Annotated in this window: 13 protein-coding genes; 11 read left to right on the top strand and 2 right to left on the bottom strand. The window is 58.0% G+C overall.

The window, feature by feature from the left end:
• The first annotated feature begins 342 nt into the window (after positions 1–342).
• From ccoN to ccoP, 4 genes are read left to right on the top strand one after another with little or no spacing between them, the layout of a single operon-like run.
• Positions 343–1965, top strand: a complete 1623-nt coding sequence (gene ccoN, locus QRN55_RS23455; protein ID WP_284778500.1) for a cytochrome-c oxidase, cbb3-type subunit I — start codon at positions 343–345, stop codon at positions 1963–1965.
• 12 nt (positions 1966–1977) lie between these two features.
• On the top strand, positions 1978–2709 hold the full coding sequence (gene ccoO / locus QRN55_RS23460; RefSeq protein ID WP_111838373.1) for a cytochrome-c oxidase, cbb3-type subunit II: 732 nt from the start codon (positions 1978–1980) through the stop codon (positions 2707–2709).
• An 11-nt stretch (positions 2710–2720) separates the two neighbouring features.
• Entirely contained in the window at positions 2721–2873 is a 153-nt protein-coding gene (locus tag QRN55_RS23465) for a cbb3-type cytochrome c oxidase subunit 3 (RefSeq protein ID WP_111838372.1), read from the top strand.
• A 2-nt stretch (positions 2874–2875) separates the two neighbouring features.
• Positions 2876–3739: a cytochrome-c oxidase, cbb3-type subunit III gene (gene ccoP / locus QRN55_RS23470; RefSeq protein ID WP_284778501.1), complete on the top strand. Its 864-nt coding sequence runs from the start codon at positions 2876–2878 to the stop codon at positions 3737–3739.
• A gap of 153 nt (positions 3740–3892) precedes the next feature.
• On the opposite strand, the gene QRN55_RS23475 is transcribed toward ccoP, so the two are convergent.
• Positions 3893–4294 (bottom strand): SRPBCC family protein, encoded by a 402-nt coding sequence (locus QRN55_RS23475; protein WP_284778502.1) that lies wholly within the window; start codon positions 4292–4294, stop codon positions 3893–3895.
• A gap of 120 nt (positions 4295–4414) precedes the next feature.
• Here QRN55_RS23475 and ccoG point away from each other — a divergent pair, with 120 nt between their 5' ends.
• From ccoG to gnd, 5 genes are all read left to right on the top strand, one after another.
• A complete protein-coding gene (gene ccoG / locus QRN55_RS23480) occupies positions 4415–6001 on the top strand; it encodes a cytochrome c oxidase accessory protein CcoG (protein WP_284778538.1) in 1587 nt (528 codons plus the stop codon).
• Complete coding sequence (locus QRN55_RS23485) at positions 5998–6498, top strand: FixH family protein (RefSeq protein ID WP_233123215.1); 501 nt, start codon at positions 5998–6000, stop codon at positions 6496–6498. Before ccoG ends, QRN55_RS23485 begins: the two co-directional genes overlap by 4 nt.
• Complete coding sequence (locus QRN55_RS23490) at positions 6495–8777, top strand: cation-translocating P-type ATPase (protein WP_284778503.1); 2283 nt, start codon at positions 6495–6497, stop codon at positions 8775–8777. The genes QRN55_RS23485 and QRN55_RS23490 overlap by 4 nt, the downstream gene beginning before the upstream one ends.
• Positions 8774–8929: a cbb3-type cytochrome oxidase assembly protein CcoS gene (ccoS, locus tag QRN55_RS23495; protein ID WP_284778504.1), complete on the top strand. Its 156-nt coding sequence runs from the start codon at positions 8774–8776 to the stop codon at positions 8927–8929. The genes QRN55_RS23490 and ccoS overlap by 4 nt, the downstream gene beginning before the upstream one ends.
• A gap of 134 nt (positions 8930–9063) precedes the next feature.
• Positions 9064–10500 (top strand): NADP-dependent phosphogluconate dehydrogenase, encoded by a 1437-nt coding sequence (gnd, locus tag QRN55_RS23500; RefSeq protein WP_284778505.1) that lies wholly within the window; start codon positions 9064–9066, stop codon positions 10498–10500.
• A 32-nt stretch (positions 10501–10532) separates the two neighbouring features.
• Here the strand turns inward: gnd and QRN55_RS23505 are convergent, their stop codons facing one another.
• Positions 10533–11594, bottom strand: a complete 1062-nt coding sequence (locus tag QRN55_RS23505) for a LacI family transcriptional regulator (RefSeq protein WP_284778506.1) — start codon at positions 11592–11594, stop codon at positions 10533–10535.
• A gap of 443 nt (positions 11595–12037) precedes the next feature.
• Here QRN55_RS23505 and QRN55_RS23510 point away from each other — a divergent pair, with 443 nt between their 5' ends.
• Both QRN55_RS23510 and mgrA read left to right on the top strand, forming a co-directional pair.
• Complete coding sequence (locus QRN55_RS23510) at positions 12038–14500, top strand: beta-mannosidase (protein WP_502871369.1); 2463 nt, start codon at positions 12038–12040, stop codon at positions 14498–14500.
• Between the two features lie 93 nt (positions 14501–14593).
• Complete coding sequence (gene mgrA / locus QRN55_RS23515) at positions 14594–15628, top strand: L-glyceraldehyde 3-phosphate reductase (RefSeq protein WP_284778508.1); 1035 nt, start codon at positions 14594–14596, stop codon at positions 15626–15628.
• Positions 15629–15661: the final 33 nt, after the last annotated feature.

A 15661-nucleotide genomic window follows, 5' to 3' on the forward strand; every position in this document is an offset into this window, starting at 1 on the left:
AACAGAGCAACCCTCATCCTGAGGTGCGGAGGCGCAGCCGGAGCCTCGAAGGACGAGGGGTGCGGGCTTGAGGCAGGAGTATGCGGCGGATGCTTCGAGGGTCGCTTCGCTCCCACCTCAGCATGAGGGCGGCGGGTGTGGTACCCCCTAAACTACAAAGCTCGATTACGCCGCCCACCCTTTCATCACGTAAACTCCATCCCGAACTCCCCGACTTGATCCAAATCAAGGCCACTTGCCCATCTCAGTGGCAAAGCAGCAGACGACGCGAAAGCACGCTTGCCAATTTCTGCTGGCCCATGCCCCGCGTCGTAACTGCGATGACGTTGGGGGAAACCAACAATGAACTCTGTTTTAGGAACTGCGATGGTGGCCGTGGGGGCTTTCCTCGCGCTGCTCGGGGCGGCCTTCGCTCACGATGATCTTTTTGCTGCCCATATGTGGGTGCTGTTTTTCCTGCTCGTGACCGGCACCGCGCTGATGTTGCGCCGCGCGTCCTTTGCGCCGGTGAAGCCGATCTCGAGAGAACAACGCGAATCCGAATATTTCGACGAAGTCGTACGGTACGGTGTGATTGCCACGGTGTTCTGGGGCGTCGTCGGGTTTCTGGTGGGCGTCATCATCGCCCTGCAACTGGCCTTTCCCGATTTGAATATCGAGCCATGGTTCAACTTTGGTCGTGTTCGCCCGCTGCACACATCCGCCGTCATTTTCGCCTTTGGCGGCAATGCACTGATTGCGACGTCTTTCTATGTCGTTCAGCGAACATCGCGCGCTCGGCTGTTCGGTGGTGATCTCGGCTGGTTCGTGTTCTGGGGCTACAACCTGTTCATCGTCATGGCGGCGACCGGATATCTGCTGGGCATTACCCAGAGCAAGGAATATGCGGAGCCGGAATGGTATGTCGATATCTGGCTCACCATCGTCTGGGTCACCTATCTCGTCACCTTCCTTGGCACGATCCTGAAGCGCAAGGAGCCGCATATCTATGTGGCGAATTGGTTCTACCTCGGCTTCATCGTCACCATCGCCATGCTGCACGTCGTCAATAATCTGGCGGTTCCGGTGTCGTTTCTCGGCGTGAAAAGCTACTCGGCCTTCTCCGGCGTGCAGGATGCGTTGACGCAGTGGTGGTATGGCCACAACGCGGTCGGTTTCTTCCTGACGGCAGGCTTCCTGGGCATGATGTATTACTTTATTCCCAAGCAGGTGAATCGCCCTGTTTATTCCTACCGGCTGTCGATCATCCACTTCTGGGCGCTGATCTTCATGTATATTTGGGCCGGTCCTCACCACCTGCATTACACGGCGCTGCCCGACTGGGCGCAGACGCTGGGCATGGTGTTTTCCATCATGCTGTGGATGCCGTCGTGGGGTGGCATGATCAATGGCCTGATGACGTTGTCGGGCGCCTGGGACAAGATCCGCACCGATCCGATCGTGCGTATGATGGTCATGGCGGTCGCCTTCTATGGCATGGCGACCTTCGAGGGACCGATGATGTCCATCAAGGCCGTCAATTCGCTCAGCCATTATACCGACTGGACCATCGGTCACGTGCATTCCGGCGCTCTCGGCTGGAACGGCATGATCACCTTCGGTGCGATCTATTACCTGACGCCGAAGCTCTGGGGACGTGAACGGCTCTATAGCTTGCGCATGGTCAACTGGCACTTCTGGCTCGCCACGCTCGGCATCGTCGTCTACGCCGCCGTCATGTGGGTGGCCGGTATCCAGCAGGGTCTGATGTGGCGCGAATATGATGCGCAGGGCTTCCTGGTCTACTCGTTTGCCGAAACGGTCGCCGCACTCTTCCCATACTACGTGCTGCGTGCACTGGGCGGGGCGCTGTTCCTCGGGGGCGCGCTGATCATGGCCTACAACGTCACCATGACAATTCTCGGCTACCAGCGCGAAGAGGCGGGCTTCAAGAGCGCTACGCCCAAGCTGCAGCCAGCGGAATAAGGAGAACCAACCATGTCCATTCTTGACAAACATGGCGTCATCGAACGAAACGCCACCCTGCTTCTCGTTGGTTCTCTCGTCGTCGTCGCCATCGGCGGCATCGTCGAGATCGCGCCGCTGTTCTACCTCGAAAACACCATCGAGAAAGTGGAGGGCATGCGCCCCTATGCGCCGCTGGAGCTGGCCGGGCGGAACATCTACATCCGTGAAGGATGCTACACCTGTCACAGCCAGATGATCCGGCCTTTCCGCGATGAGGTCGAGCGTTACGGCCATTACAGCCTTGCAGCGGAAAGCATGTACGACCATCCATTCCAGTGGGGCTCCAAACGCACGGGGCCGGATCTGGCCCGCGTCGGTGGTCGCTACTCCAACGAGTGGCACGTTCAGCACCTGAGCGAACCACGGGCCGTGGTGCCGGAATCGGTGATGCCGAGCTATTCCTTTCTCAAGACGACACCGCTCAAGGTTCCCGATGCATCTATGGAGCTGAAGGCCAACCGCGCCGTCGGTGTGCCCTATAGCGACGAGATGATCGAAAACGCGGCAGCCGACCTGAAAGCGCAGGCCGACCCCAATGCCGATACGACGGCGCTGGAGGCACGCTACCCGAAAGCGAAGATCGGCGATTTCGATGGTGACCCGACCAAGGTCACCGAAATGGATGCGCTGGTCGCCTATCTGCAAATGCTCGGCACGCTGGTCGATTTCTCGACCTATGACGATGCCGCCGGTTATCGCTGAGGAGAAACGCCATGGAAACCTACACCGCCATGCGCCACTTCGCCGATAGCTGGGGCCTGCTTGTCATGACCCTTTTTTTCGCAGGTGTCGTTGTCTTCACGCTGAGACCCGGCTCCAAGACATCGGCCGACGATGCCGCCAGCATTCCGCTCAGGGAGGACTGATCATGTCCGATAAACACATTGACGATATCAGCGGCGTCGAGACCACCGGTCACGAGTGGGATGGCATCCGCGAACTGAACAACCCGATGCCGCGCTGGTGGGTGTGGACCTTCTACGCCACCATCGTCTGGGCCATCGGCTATACCATCGCTTATCCCGCATGGCCGCTGATCAGCGGTTCCACGAAAGGTCTTCTTGGCTGGCACAGCCGTGCTGATTTCGTGGCTGAAACCGCCGATGCGAAATCGGCGCAGACTGTTTACCTGGAGAAGATCGCGTCGTCTTCGCTGGAGGACATTCAAAAAAACGGCGAACTCATGCAGTTCGCCGTCGCCGGTGGTGCCGCAGCCTTCAAGATCAACTGCATCCAGTGCCACGGTTCAGGCGCGGAGGGCGGTAACGGCTATCCCAACCTCAACGACGACGATTGGCTGTGGGGCGGTAACGTCAACGACATCCATACCACGATCACCCACGGTATTCGTTTTGCCGAAGATGCCGACACACGCATCTCGGAAATGCCAGCCTTTGGTGAAATGCTGAAACCAGAGGAAATTCGTGAAGTCGCCGCCTATGTCGTCAGCCTGACGGGAACGCCGCGCGATCCATCCATGGTGGAGCCAGGCGCGAAACTCTTTGCTGACAATTGCGCATCCTGTCATGGTGACGATGCCAAGGGTAACCGCGATATGGGCGCCCCGAACCTTGCCGACGCCATCTGGCTGAAATCACACGGTGAGGATGGGATTATCGCCCAGATACGCGCACCCAAGCATGGTGTGATGCCCGCCTGGGGTGAGCGCCTTGGCGATACGACGGTCAAGCAACTGACGTTGTTTGTACACTCGCTGGGTGGTGGGGAGTAGGGGGGCCCGTTGCCAAGTTAAATGCGCTGCTTTGATGTTCCCCCGACGTCATGCTCGGGCCTGTCCCGAGCATCTGCTACGTAGCAATTTTGGAGACGTGATTGGATCCTCGGGACAAGCCCGAGGATGACGTCAGTGAGGTGTGAGCCTGACTCACTTACCCTCCAAAATCCCCTTCAACGCCTTTAAATCCGCAAGTACCGTTGCGGCATCGCGCTCAAACTCGGCATCTCCCATGCCGGGCAGCTTGAGAACCGTGAATGCCACCTCCGCGCCATCACCATTGGGCGTGACTCGCAGCGCGTTATAAACCTCCAGCCCATCGGGCATCGTGACGACGTGATCGATGACGCCGAAGTCGTTCGGTTCCGCGAACTTGACCCGAACATCACCAAGCGGGCCGGACGCAATCCACACATCGCCGCGCTGCTCAAGCCCACTGGCCAGCCCTGCTGCCCATTCAGGCATTCGCGACGCATCAGACGCGTAGGCATAAACCTCTCTCCATGGACGTTTGACCGAGATGTGGACGATGCGTGCGGTCATGACGGTCATTTCTGCCTCCTTACAGCGCGTGTTTCCGGCTGCGCCACTTTGTCCTCACTTGACCTAAGTCAAGGATGATTGCCCGGCGAAGTGCCAAAACGCAAAGGAAGAAACCGGACATGCATGACCATGAACATATACACGGCGGATAAAAATGGCGATGGCGCGGATGCGGTTCAAAGACTGAATGCCGAGCCTGTCAATTCCGCAAAGGTCCGACAGCCACTTTATGAAGCGCGCAGGAAGATCTTTCCCAAACGTGCAGAGGGCCGGTTTCGACAGTTCAAATGGATCGTCATGCTCATCACGCTCGGCATCTATTACTTGACGCCATGGATCAGGTGGGATCGCGGACCCTACGCGCCGGATCAGGCGGTTCTGATCGATATCGCCAGCCGCCGTTTCTACTTTTTCTTCATCGAGATATGGCCGCAGGAATTCTTCTACGTTGCCGGGCTGCTGGTCATGGCGGGCTTTGGGTTGTTTCTGCTGACCTCCGCAGTCGGGCGCGCATGGTGCGGATATACCTGCCCGCAGACCGTGTGGGTCGATCTTTTTCTCGTCGTAGAGCGCTTTATCGAAGGCGACAGAAATGCACGGATGAAGCTGGATGCCGGTCCGTGGACATTGACGAAGATTCGCAAGCGCGTGGTCAAGCACGCGATCTGGCTCATTATCGGTGTTCTAACCGGCGGCGCTTGGATTTTCTACTTTGCCGACGCGCCAACGCTTGTCATGCAGTTTCTGACCGGCGATGCCGCAATGATCGCCTATTACACCGTAGCGACCCTGACGGCGACGACGTACATTCTGGGTGGGCTGATGCGCGAACAGGTCTGCACCTATATGTGCCCATGGCCCCGTATTCAGGGCGCGATGCTGGATGAGCATTCGCTTGTCGTGACCTATAATGACTGGCGTGGAGAACCACGTTCGCGCCATGCCAAGAAGGCCATGGCCGCCGGTGAACCCGTTGGTGATTGCGTGGATTGCAATGCCTGCGTCGCTGTCTGTCCCATGGGGATTGATATTAGAGACGGGCAGCAGATGGAGTGCATTACCTGCGCGCTGTGCATCGATGCCTGCGATAGCGTGATGGACAAGCTGTCGAAGCCACGCGGCCTTATCGCCTATGCGACGCTTGCCGAATACGAATCGAACATGGCGCTGGCGACGGGTGACGGCGCGTACGCGATACGTCCATCGAATGTCCGCAAACCGGATGGACGTTTCGTGGAGGCCGTCAGGCACTTCGACTGGCGCATCATCTTTCGTCCGCGCACCGTGTTTTATTTGACGGTCTGGTGCCTGGTGGGTGTCGTCATGCTCGTGACGCTGGCGACGCGGGAGCGGCTGTCGGTCAATGTGCTGCATGATCGCAACCCGCAATATGTGATGGAATCAGACGGCTCAATCCGCAACGGCTACACCGTTCGGCTGCTGAACATGATTGCCCAGCCACGCAGCATCACCCTGTCGCTTGAAGGGCTTCCAGACGCGGTCATGAAGATCAATGGCATCGCTGACACGCCCGCCCGCACATTCACCATCGACGCGAAGCCGGATGAAGTCACCAGCCTGCGGGTGTTCGTCACCATGCCGAACGGCACCGCTTACCGCGCATCCGAAGATTTTCAATTCATAGCGGTCGATGACCAATATTCCGAAACTGCACACTACAGGGCCGTCTTCAACGGGCCGGGAGCGAAGAAATGAGCGCTGAACATCGCGAAAAGCCGGGCTTCACCTTCACCGGCTGGCACATGCTGACCATCATGCTCCTGTTCTTCGGCACAATCATTTCGGTGAATGTGACGATGGCCTGGAATGCGGTGACGAGCTGGAGCGGGCTGGTGGTGCAAAACACCTACGTCGCCAGCCAGCAGTTTAACGGCAAGGCGGAAGCGGCCAAGGCCCGCGCAGCCAGCGGCATTGTCGGCAAGCTTCATATCGATGGAAATGTGGTGACCTACGACGTGTCGCACCCTCAGAGGGGAGCCATCGATACCGACACCGTCACGCTTAATTTTCGCCGCCCGGTTGGTGAGCATCAGGACTTCACGCTGCCGCTGGCGAAGCAGACGATCAATCTGTTCAGCGCCCAGCACGAGCTGGCCGCTGGTGACTGGATTGTCGAAGCGACGGCCTTGAAGGACGGAAAAATCATCGTGCATGAGGGCACCCGGATCGATGTGGCGGGAGGCGTGAGATGAGCTGCTGCGCGCCCGGAACCGAGATTGCGCTTGAACAGGCGGGGCTGAAAAAGGCCCTGCCGTCTTCGGAAGAGCTGATGCTGTCCAGCCGTGATCTGGGGCAGGGGTTGCGGCAGACCGATCTTGCCGTGCCCGGCGTCTATTGCGGTGCCTGCATCGTCACCCTCGAAACGGCCTTGACCACCATGCCGCAGGTGGAGCGCGCCCGCGTCAACCTGTCCTCGAAACGCATTTCCATTGTCTGGAATGAGGAGGTCGATGGTATCAAAACCAATCCGGCCGATCTGGCGCAGGCGGTGGCATCGACAGGTTACGAGACGCATCTGTTCGGATCTGGTCAAGACACGGCGGACGAGATGCGCAATCAGCTGATCCGCGCTGTCGGGCTGACCGGCTTTGCCGCCGTCAACATCATGCTGCTGTCGATTTCCGTGTGGTCTGGCGCTGATGCTTCCACGCGTGACATGTTCCACTGGCTCTCGGCGCTGATTGCCGCACCGGCGCTGATCTATGGTGGCCGCTTCTTCTATCAATCGGCTTACAATGCGCTGAAGCATCGCCGGACGAACATGGATGTCCCAATCGCGCTGGCCATCACACTTTCCTACAGTGTCTCGATCTGGGAGACGATACACAGCGGCGAACATGCCTGGTTCGATGCAACCGTATCGCTGCTGTTCTTCCTGCTGATCGGCCGCACGCTGGACCATGTCATGCGCGACAAGGCGCGGTCTGCCATTGCCGGGCTGGCACGACTGTCACCCCGTGGTGCGACCGTTCTTCTGGATGACGGCATCAGGGAGTATCGGGCCGTGACCGAGATCGTGCCGGGCGACCGCATTGCGATTGCTGCTGGCGACCGGGTGCCCGTGGATGGCCGCGTTATCAGCGGGAACAGCGATCTGGACGTATCCATTGCCAATGGTGAAAGCGCACCGCGCGTGGTGCGGGTGGGAGATGATATTCAGGCCGGAACGCTCAATCTGACCGGGCCGCTCATCATGGAAGCGACGGCGCTGTCTCGCGATTCCTTCCTGTCCGAAATCATCGGCCTGATGGAAGCGGCTGAAGGGGGTAGGGCGCGTTATCGCCGTCTGGCAGACCGCGCCGCGCAATATTACTCCCCGGTCGTCCACCTTCTGGCACTGACCTCCTTCGTGGCCTGGGGTGTTTTCGGTGGAGACTGGAAGCAGGCGATGTTGATTGCCATTGCTGTGCTGATCATCACCTGCCCCTGCGCGCTGGGCATTGCCGTGCCCGTTGTGCAAGTGGTGGCCGCCGGACGGCTGTTCAAACACGGCATCATGGTCAAGGATGGTTCCGCCATGGAAAGGTTGGCAGAGGCCGACACTGCGCTATTCGACAAGACGGGGACCTTGACGCTGGGTCAACCACGGCTGGTGAACGCATCGAGCATCGCTTCCGAAACGATGGCTATCGCCGCCGGTATCGCCGCAAACTCACGTCATCCGTTGTCGCAGACGCTGCACCGTGCAGTGCGCGGGCCATTGCCTGTCTTTACCGATGTAACGGAAATTCCCGGCTCGGGCATCGAGGCAACGTCTTCCTCCGGCACCTACCGCCTCGGCAACAGACGTTTTGCTTGTGATGCGCGGAATGAGGCGGGCGATCTGCGCTCCACCTCCGAAGTCGTCTTATCGCTGGACAGTCGAGAGCTCGCGAGTTTTCAGTTCGAAGACATGATACGTCCGGGTGTCGCAGCGACGATTGCACAACTATCCGCAGCAGGCTTTTCCGCCGAGATCGTCTCTGGCGACCGACCAACCGCAGTCGCCGTGCTGGCGCAGCGTATTGGTATTGCCGTCTGGAATGGTGCGTTGACGCCTGCGGAAAAGGCAGGGCGCTGCGCGGCACTGGCGGCGGAAGGGCGCAAGGTTTTGATGGTGGGGGATGGCATCAACGATGCACCGGCGCTGGCCGCCGCGCATGTTTCGATGGCACCGGCCACGGCTGCCGACATTGGCAGGCAGGCGGCTGACTTCGTGTTCATGCGCACCGATCTGCGCTCGGTCGCTTTTGCGGTCGATACGTCGCGCAAGGCAGGCCGGTTGGTCCGCCAGAATTTCGCGCTGGCAATTGGTTACAACATCATCGCGGTGCCGATTGCACTCGCCGGTTATGCGACGCCGATGATTGCCGCCATCGCCATGTCGACATCATCGATCATTGTGGTCGTCAACGCCCTGCGGCTCAATGGTGCGGATAAGTCTGACGTGAATGACGTCGAAAACAAAACCCCGGAGATGAGCTTCGCATGAATATGCTGATCTTCCTGATACCGGTCGCGCTTCTGCTGGGGGCTCTGGGTCTTCTTGCCTTCATGTGGTCGCTCAAAAGCGGTCAGTATGACGATATGGATGGTGCCGCATGGCGGGCGCTGGATGATGGAGATGATAGGCCCGGCCTTTGATCCTTGCGTTGGGGCGCCGTCTGAAAAGCTGACTTGCGTCATCAAAATATAATCGTTTCAGTTCCCGCTAGCCTTGCCGTTTTCACATTAGAGTGCCACAACATCGCCGTTAAAAGCAATTTGGAGATACATCCGTGGAACAGGCAGAAATCGGTTTGATCGGTCTTGGCGTAATGGGGTCCAACCTCGCGCTCAACATCGCAGAAAAAGGCAACAAGATTGCTGTTTTCAACCGAACCCCGGAAGTCACGAAGAAATTTTACGCAGATGCTGGCGAGTTGCAGGGCCAGATCATTCCTTGCGAAACCATCGAAGAGTTCGTCGCAGCCATCCGCCCGCCACGCCCCATCATCATCATGATCAAGGCCGGTGAGCCGGTCGATCAGCAGATGGAAATTCTGAAGCCGTACCTCGAAAAGGGCGACATCATGATCGACGCCGGAAATGCGAATTTCCGCGATACGATCCGTCGCTTCGACACGCTCAAGGATACCGACCTGACCTTTATCGGCATGGGTGTATCCGGTGGTGAAGAAGGTGCGCGCCACGGTCCATCCATCATGGTTGGCGGCACGGAAGACAGCTGGAAGCGCGTCGAGAAGGTTCTGACCTCCATCTCCGCCAAGTACGACAATGATCCATGCGTAGCTTGGCTCGGCAATGACGGCGCAGGCCACTTCGTCAAGACCATCCATAACGGCATCGAATATGCCGACATGCAGATGATTGCCGAAATCTATGGCATTCTGCGTGATGGCCTGAACCTCAGCGCTGCCGAAATCGCCGATGTTTTCGGTGAGTGGAACAAGGGTCGCCTGAACTCCTACCTCATCGAAATCACCGAAAAGGTTCTGCGCGCCGCAGACCCGATCACCGGCAAGCCAATGGTTGATCTCATTCTCGACAAAGCTGGCCAGAAGGGCACCGGCAAGTGGTCGGTCATCGAAGCGCAGAACATGGGCGTTGCCGCCACGGCTATAGAAGCCGCTGTTGCAGCCCGCATCCTGTCTTCGCAGAAGACCGAGCGCGAATCGGCTGAAAACATTCTCGGCCTGCCGAAGGCGCTGCCTGCGCCTGCTGACAAAAAGGCATTCATCGCTGATCTGGAAAGTGCACTGCTGGCAGCGAAGATCGGCGCCTATGCGCAGGGCTTTGCTGTCATGGCGGCTGCCTCCAAGGAATTTGGCTGGGATCTGCCGATGCCGACCATCGCCCGCATCTGGCGCGCTGGCTGCATCATCCGTTCGCAGTTCCTGGATGAAATCACATCGGCCTTCACCAAGGACCCGCATGTTGCCAACCTGATCGTGACGCCAGCTTTTTCGCAGATGGTGAAAGACACGGATGCTCCGCTTCGTCGCGTGGTCTCGCATGCCGTTCTCTCCGGCTTGCCGGTTCCGGCGCTCGCGTCTGCCCTAGGTTATTTCGATGCCTACCGCCGTGCCCGTGGCAGCGCCAATCTCATTCAGGCGCAGCGCGACTTCTTCGGCGCGCATGGTTTCGAGCGCACCGACGGTGTGGACAAGCCGCACGGCCCGTGGGGCAGCGGTCTCGACATCTTCGGAAAGTAAAACAGGAAGGCCCGCGTCAAGCGGGCCTTTTGCTATGCACCGAATTTCGGAGCGCGGCTGGACCAGACCGGTTGGCTGAGCGTCTGCAATCCGTCTACCGACTTTCCATCGATGCGCGCCAGCAGCGCCTTGGCCAGTTCACGGCCTGCCAGCTTGATATCCTCGTTCACCGTATGGATTTCCGGGCGCAGCCAGTTCAGGAAGTCTGCCGACTGCTTGGACACGACGTCGATATCCGTGCCGACCTTCTTGCCGGTTTCTTCGACACCTGCCACGAAGGCGATGGTGGACGTGCCGCTGATTGAGACGAGCCCGTCTGGATAATCTGGTTGGCTCATCAGCGTGCGGCTGACCTCCTTGATCTGGTCGAGGGGCGTGTCGTTGCTGATGATGCCATGCAGCGGAAATTCACTGAGCCCGAAATCTTTGAGGCCCCGCTCGATCCCACGCCGCGCGAAATCGTGATATGAAAACTGTGTCGGTGGCAGAAGCACGGCGATGCGCTTTCGCCCGCACTGCGCCAGCCGCTTCACCGCCTCATAGGCGTAAGCTTCATTGTCAAAATCATGAAAGGGATGCTCTATGCCCATATCGGTTCGACCGTGGGTCGCGAAGGGCATGTTGCGCTCCGTCATGAAGCGAACACGCGGGTCATCCGGCTGTAACTTCGAAATGATCACGCCATCGGCTGACCCGGTATCGAGAATATAACGGATCGGAATCATCGGGTCTTTGGCGTGGGTGTGTGGCGTGACAACGAGGTGATACTGCGTGTTGGACAGCACTTCGGTAATACCGAACACCAGCTGCGTGGTGAAACCCATCAACTCTTCGTCTACACTCAGCACCAGAGCGATGACGTTGGTCTTGCCGGTCCGCAGACGCACGCCCGCGCGGTTCGGTTGATAGCCGATCTGCTGGGCAACCTGACGCACTCGCTCCTTGGTCTCTGCGCCGATATCGGGAGCATCTTTCAGAGCACGCGAGACGGTGGTGATACCAAGCCCGGTCATGTAGGCAATCGTCTTGAGTGTCGGGCGCTCGTAGCCGGGAAGCTTCTGTCCGTTCGTTTCAGATTTTATGCTGTCATTCATGTCGACACTCACCATACATCGCTGGCTCATATGGTAGTTCGCTTTTCTAGGATTGCAAAGCATGGAGACTGTGGGTGACGACGTGTAGATGAGAAAAACTGCAACGATGCAGTTTCAAAACAGATATTCTTGGCGCTGAGCGTGTTAGATGCGCATTTTCATCTGTGATAATTTGAAGAACGATCACACAAAAATCGGTGACAGAGAGAATTAAAAAACTTCAATAAATAACTGATATGTTTTAAGAATGATATGTTTTTCTTCAAGAGTTATCGTCGCCAAAACAATCTTTCCGCCAACCCGTGACGGTCGGAAAATTTTCCGGTAACGTTGCCATCAGGAGGATATCTGTCGTTTCTTGGAAGCCATCCGAGTTTCGGTTGACTGCCCGTTTGAAGCGCTATCTCACCGTTCTCCACCCGCTGAAAATCGAATGACAGGGCATGAGCATGACATCCTCCTACGCAAGCGACGTTGTAATCGACCTCTCGGGTGAATGGACACTGGCGATGGATGATGGAGAGCATTCCACCACGATCACCATTCCAGGCGATGTGCACACGGCGTTGCGAAAAGCGGAGATCATTCCCGACCCCTATTTCGGACGCAACGAGAACGACGTGCAGTGGGTGGCGCATCGCGACTGGGTGATAGAGCGCCGCTTTTACGTCGATCACGCCGATGCGGACTGGTATCTGGACATCGATTATCTCGATACGGTCGCGGTCGTGTTCGTCAACGATACGCCTGTGCTTTCCGCCGACAATTGCTTCCGCCGCTATCGCCCTGATGTCTCCAACGCGCTGGTGCAGGGCGAAAACGTCATTCGGATTCATTTCCATTCCAGCATCAAGGCGGGTGCCGAGCGTCAGGCTGCGCAGCCGTTCTACGTCCCGTATCATCCCGGCAACTCACCCATCCCGCATGGCAATATGCTGCGCAAGCCGCAATGCCACTTTGGCTGGGACTGGAACATCGCGCTGGCGCCGCTCGGGCTCTATGGCACTATCGCGCTGCGGCGTCTGGATACGGCGCGGATCGAACATCTCACGACCACGCAGCACCACGTCGATGGCGGGGTGGAACTGCATGTGGAGCTGACGCTCCATGCGAAAGCCGCCGCCAGTCTGCCCATCCACCTTTCTCTCGGTGATGAACGGCTGCGGCTGGACTGCGGCGTCGGTGCTGGAGAAACTGTGGTGCGGCATGTTTTCTTCGTTGAGAACCCGAAGCTGTGGTGGCCAGCGGGCAGCGGCGAGCAATCGCTTTACACACTGACTGTCGAGCTACCGGATGAAACCGTGACGCGGCAGATCGGTTTTCGAACAGTGGAACTGCTGACGGATAAGGATGAGGCGGGGAGCCGCTTTGCGTTCCGCATCAACGGGCGCGAGATTTTCTGCCGAGGCGCGAACTGGATTCCCGCCGACGCGCTGCATTCGCTCAGCAGCCGTGAAAAGACCGAGGACCTTTTGTGTTCGGCGGTCGAAGCCAATATGAACATGATCCGCGTCTGGGGCGGTGGCTTTTATGAGCAGGACTGGTTTTACGACCTCTGCGACCGGATGGGTCTTATGGTGTGGCAGGACTTCATGTTTGCCTGCAATCTCTACCCCTGCACCGACGACTTTCTGGACAATGTGGAGCAGGAAGTCACCTATCAGGTCAAGCGCCTGTTCTCGCATCCGTCCATCGCGCTCTGGTGCGGTGACAATGAGCTTGTCGGTGCGCTCACATGGTTCGATCAATCCCGCGACAATCGCGACCGTTATCTGGTCGCCTATGACCGGCTGAACCGGACAATCGAGAAAGCGCTGAAGAAGGCCGCACCATCATCGCTATGGTGGCCCTCCAGCCCGGCATCCGGTTATATGGACTACGGCGATGCCTGGCATTCGGACGGTTCAGGCGACATGCACTATTGGTCCGTCTGGCACGAGAACAAATCCTTCGACAATTACCGTGCGGTCAAGCCGCGCTTCTGCTCGGAATTCGGTTTCCAGTCCTACACCTCCATGCCGGTCATCGGCACCTATGCCGACGAAAAGGACATGAATATCTCGTCGCCGGTGATCGAGCTGCATCAGAAGAATGCGGGTGGCAACGAGCGTATCGCGGGCACCATGTTCCGCTATTTCCGGTTCCCGAAAGACTTCCCGAATTTCGTCTACATCAGTCAGGTTCAGCAGGCACTCGCCATCAAGACGGCGGTGGAATATTGGCGCTCGCTGAAACCGCATTGCATGGGCACACTCTATTGGCAGCTCAACGACACATGGCCGGTCGCATCCTGGTCCAGCCTTGATTACGGCGGCAGCTGGAAAGCGCTGCATTACGCGGCCCGCCGTTTCTTCCAGCCTGTGACGGTTTCGGCCATTCCGTCCGAAAACGGCAAGACCGTCCGCTTTTCCACCGTCAACGACACGGCGGAGACGGTGGACATCGATATGAACATTTTTGCGCTTTCGACCGATGGGATGCGCACCCCGCTCAAATCCGCCAGCGGAAGCTGCGGACCAGACGCAGCGGTTGTTATGGCGGAAGTCGATCTTGGACAACTGCCGGTGGGTGCGCTGCTGTCGTGGAATTTCATTGCGTCCAACGGCATGACGGGTGAGGGCCACCATGTGCTCGATACCTACAAGGCTTTGGACCTGCAACCATCCGGCCTCGACCACTCGGTTGGCGCGCTTGATGACGGGCAGTTCGAAATAGAGGTCACCACCAGCGGCCTTGCGCTGTTCGTGATGATCGAGGCTGATATGGAAGGCCGGTATTCCGACAATCTCTTTGACCTCGCGGCCGGAGAAACGCGGCGTATCGTGTTTTCACCGAAGGATACGGCAACGATGTCGCGTCCAAACTTCAGGATTTTCGACCTCTTTTCGTCTCAATCGCAAGGTTGAAACGGGGCCGACTTGTCTTTAGCTTGACCACCAACAGAACCAGAGCCTTCACATTTTCACGAAGGCTGAAATCCATCATAGGGAGGAATATCCATGGCTTGGCAACCGGCTGAGAACCGTTACGCGTCCATGAAATACAATCACTGCGGCAAGACGGGACTGAAGCTTCCGGCGATTTCGCTGGGCCTCTGGCACAATTTCGGCAATGACACGCCGCATGCGACGAAGCAGGCGATTTGCCGCAAGGCATTCGATCTTGGCATCACCCATTTCGATCTTGCCAACAATTACGGTCCGCCTCCCGGCAGCGCGGAAACGGCATTCGGCGAAATCCTGAGAACGGATTTTTCTGGCTATCGAGATGAGTTGGTCATCTCGTCCAAGGCTGGTTACAACATGTGGCCGGGTCCATACGGCGAATGGGGCAGCCGCAAGTATCTGATTTCTTCCTGCGACCAGAGCCTGAAGCGCATGGGTCTGGATTACGTCGATATTTTCTATTCCCACCGTTTCGACCCCGATACGCCGCTTGAGGAAACCTGCGGCGCGCTCGATCACATCGTTCGATCGGGTAGGGCGCTTTATGTCGGGATTTCCTCCTACAATTCGCAGCGGACGCGTGAGGCTGCGGCGATTCTGAAAGAGCTGGGCACGCCTTGCATCATTCATCAGCCCAGCTACTCGATGATCAATCGCTGGATCGAAGAAGACGGTCTCGTCGATACGCTGGAAGAACTCGGCATCGGCTCCATCGTCTTCTCGCCGTTGGCGCAGGGCATGCTGACGGCGAAATATCTTGGCGGCGTGCCGGATGCCAGCCGCGCCAGCCAGGGCAAGTCGCTGAACCCGGCCTTCCTCAATGAACGCAACATCGAGAACATTCGCGGGCTGAACGCCATTGCCGAACGCCGCGGACAGACCCTGGCGCAAATGGCCATTGCCTGGGTGTTGAGAGGTGGCCGCATTACCACTGCGCTCATCGGTGCCAGCCGCCCAGAGCAGGTGGAAGATTGTGTGAAGGCGCTAGATAAACTCGATTTCACCGCCGAAGAACTGGCCGAAATCGATGGTTTTGCGAAGGACGCCGATATCAACCTCTGGGCCAAATCCGCAGAGCGGGCAAAGTGAAATTGAAGTCGCCCCGGCACAATCCGGGGCGGC

Origin of the sequence: Agrobacterium sp. lyk4-40-TYG-31, from assembly GCF_030209855.1 — a bacterium.
Lineage (GTDB): Bacteria > Pseudomonadota > Alphaproteobacteria > Rhizobiales > Rhizobiaceae > Agrobacterium > Agrobacterium vaccinii.

What these genes read in the sequence shown, in the direction of transcription:
- ccoN (WP_284778500.1), top strand. Translation starts at nt 343, where the DNA reads ATGAACTCTGTTTTAGGAACTGCGATGGTGGCCGTGGGGGCTTTCCTC.
- ccoO (WP_111838373.1), top strand. Translation starts at nt 1,978, where the DNA reads ATGTCCATTCTTGACAAACATGGCGTCATCGAACGAAACGCCACCCTG.
- QRN55_RS23465 (WP_111838372.1), top strand. Translation starts at nt 2,721, where the DNA reads ATGGAAACCTACACCGCCATGCGCCACTTCGCCGATAGCTGGGGCCTG.
- ccoP (WP_284778501.1), top strand. Translation starts at nt 2,876, where the DNA reads ATGTCCGATAAACACATTGACGATATCAGCGGCGTCGAGACCACCGGT.
- QRN55_RS23475 (WP_284778502.1), bottom strand. Translation starts at nt 4,294, where the DNA reads ATGACCGTCATGACCGCACGCATCGTCCACATCTCGGTCAAACGTCCA.
- ccoG (WP_284778538.1), top strand. Translation starts at nt 4,415, where the DNA reads ATGAACATATACACGGCGGATAAAAATGGCGATGGCGCGGATGCGGTT.
- QRN55_RS23485 (WP_233123215.1), top strand. Translation starts at nt 5,998, where the DNA reads ATGAGCGCTGAACATCGCGAAAAGCCGGGCTTCACCTTCACCGGCTGG.
- QRN55_RS23490 (WP_284778503.1), top strand. Translation starts at nt 6,495, where the DNA reads ATGAGCTGCTGCGCGCCCGGAACCGAGATTGCGCTTGAACAGGCGGGG.
- ccoS (WP_284778504.1), top strand. Translation starts at nt 8,774, where the DNA reads ATGAATATGCTGATCTTCCTGATACCGGTCGCGCTTCTGCTGGGGGCT.
- QRN55_RS23505 (WP_284778506.1), bottom strand. Translation starts at nt 11,594, where the DNA reads ATGAATGACAGCATAAAATCTGAAACGAACGGACAGAAGCTTCCCGGC.
- QRN55_RS23510 (WP_502871369.1), top strand. Translation starts at nt 12,038, where the DNA reads ATGAGCATGACATCCTCCTACGCAAGCGACGTTGTAATCGACCTCTCG.
- mgrA (WP_284778508.1), top strand. Translation starts at nt 14,594, where the DNA reads ATGGCTTGGCAACCGGCTGAGAACCGTTACGCGTCCATGAAATACAAT.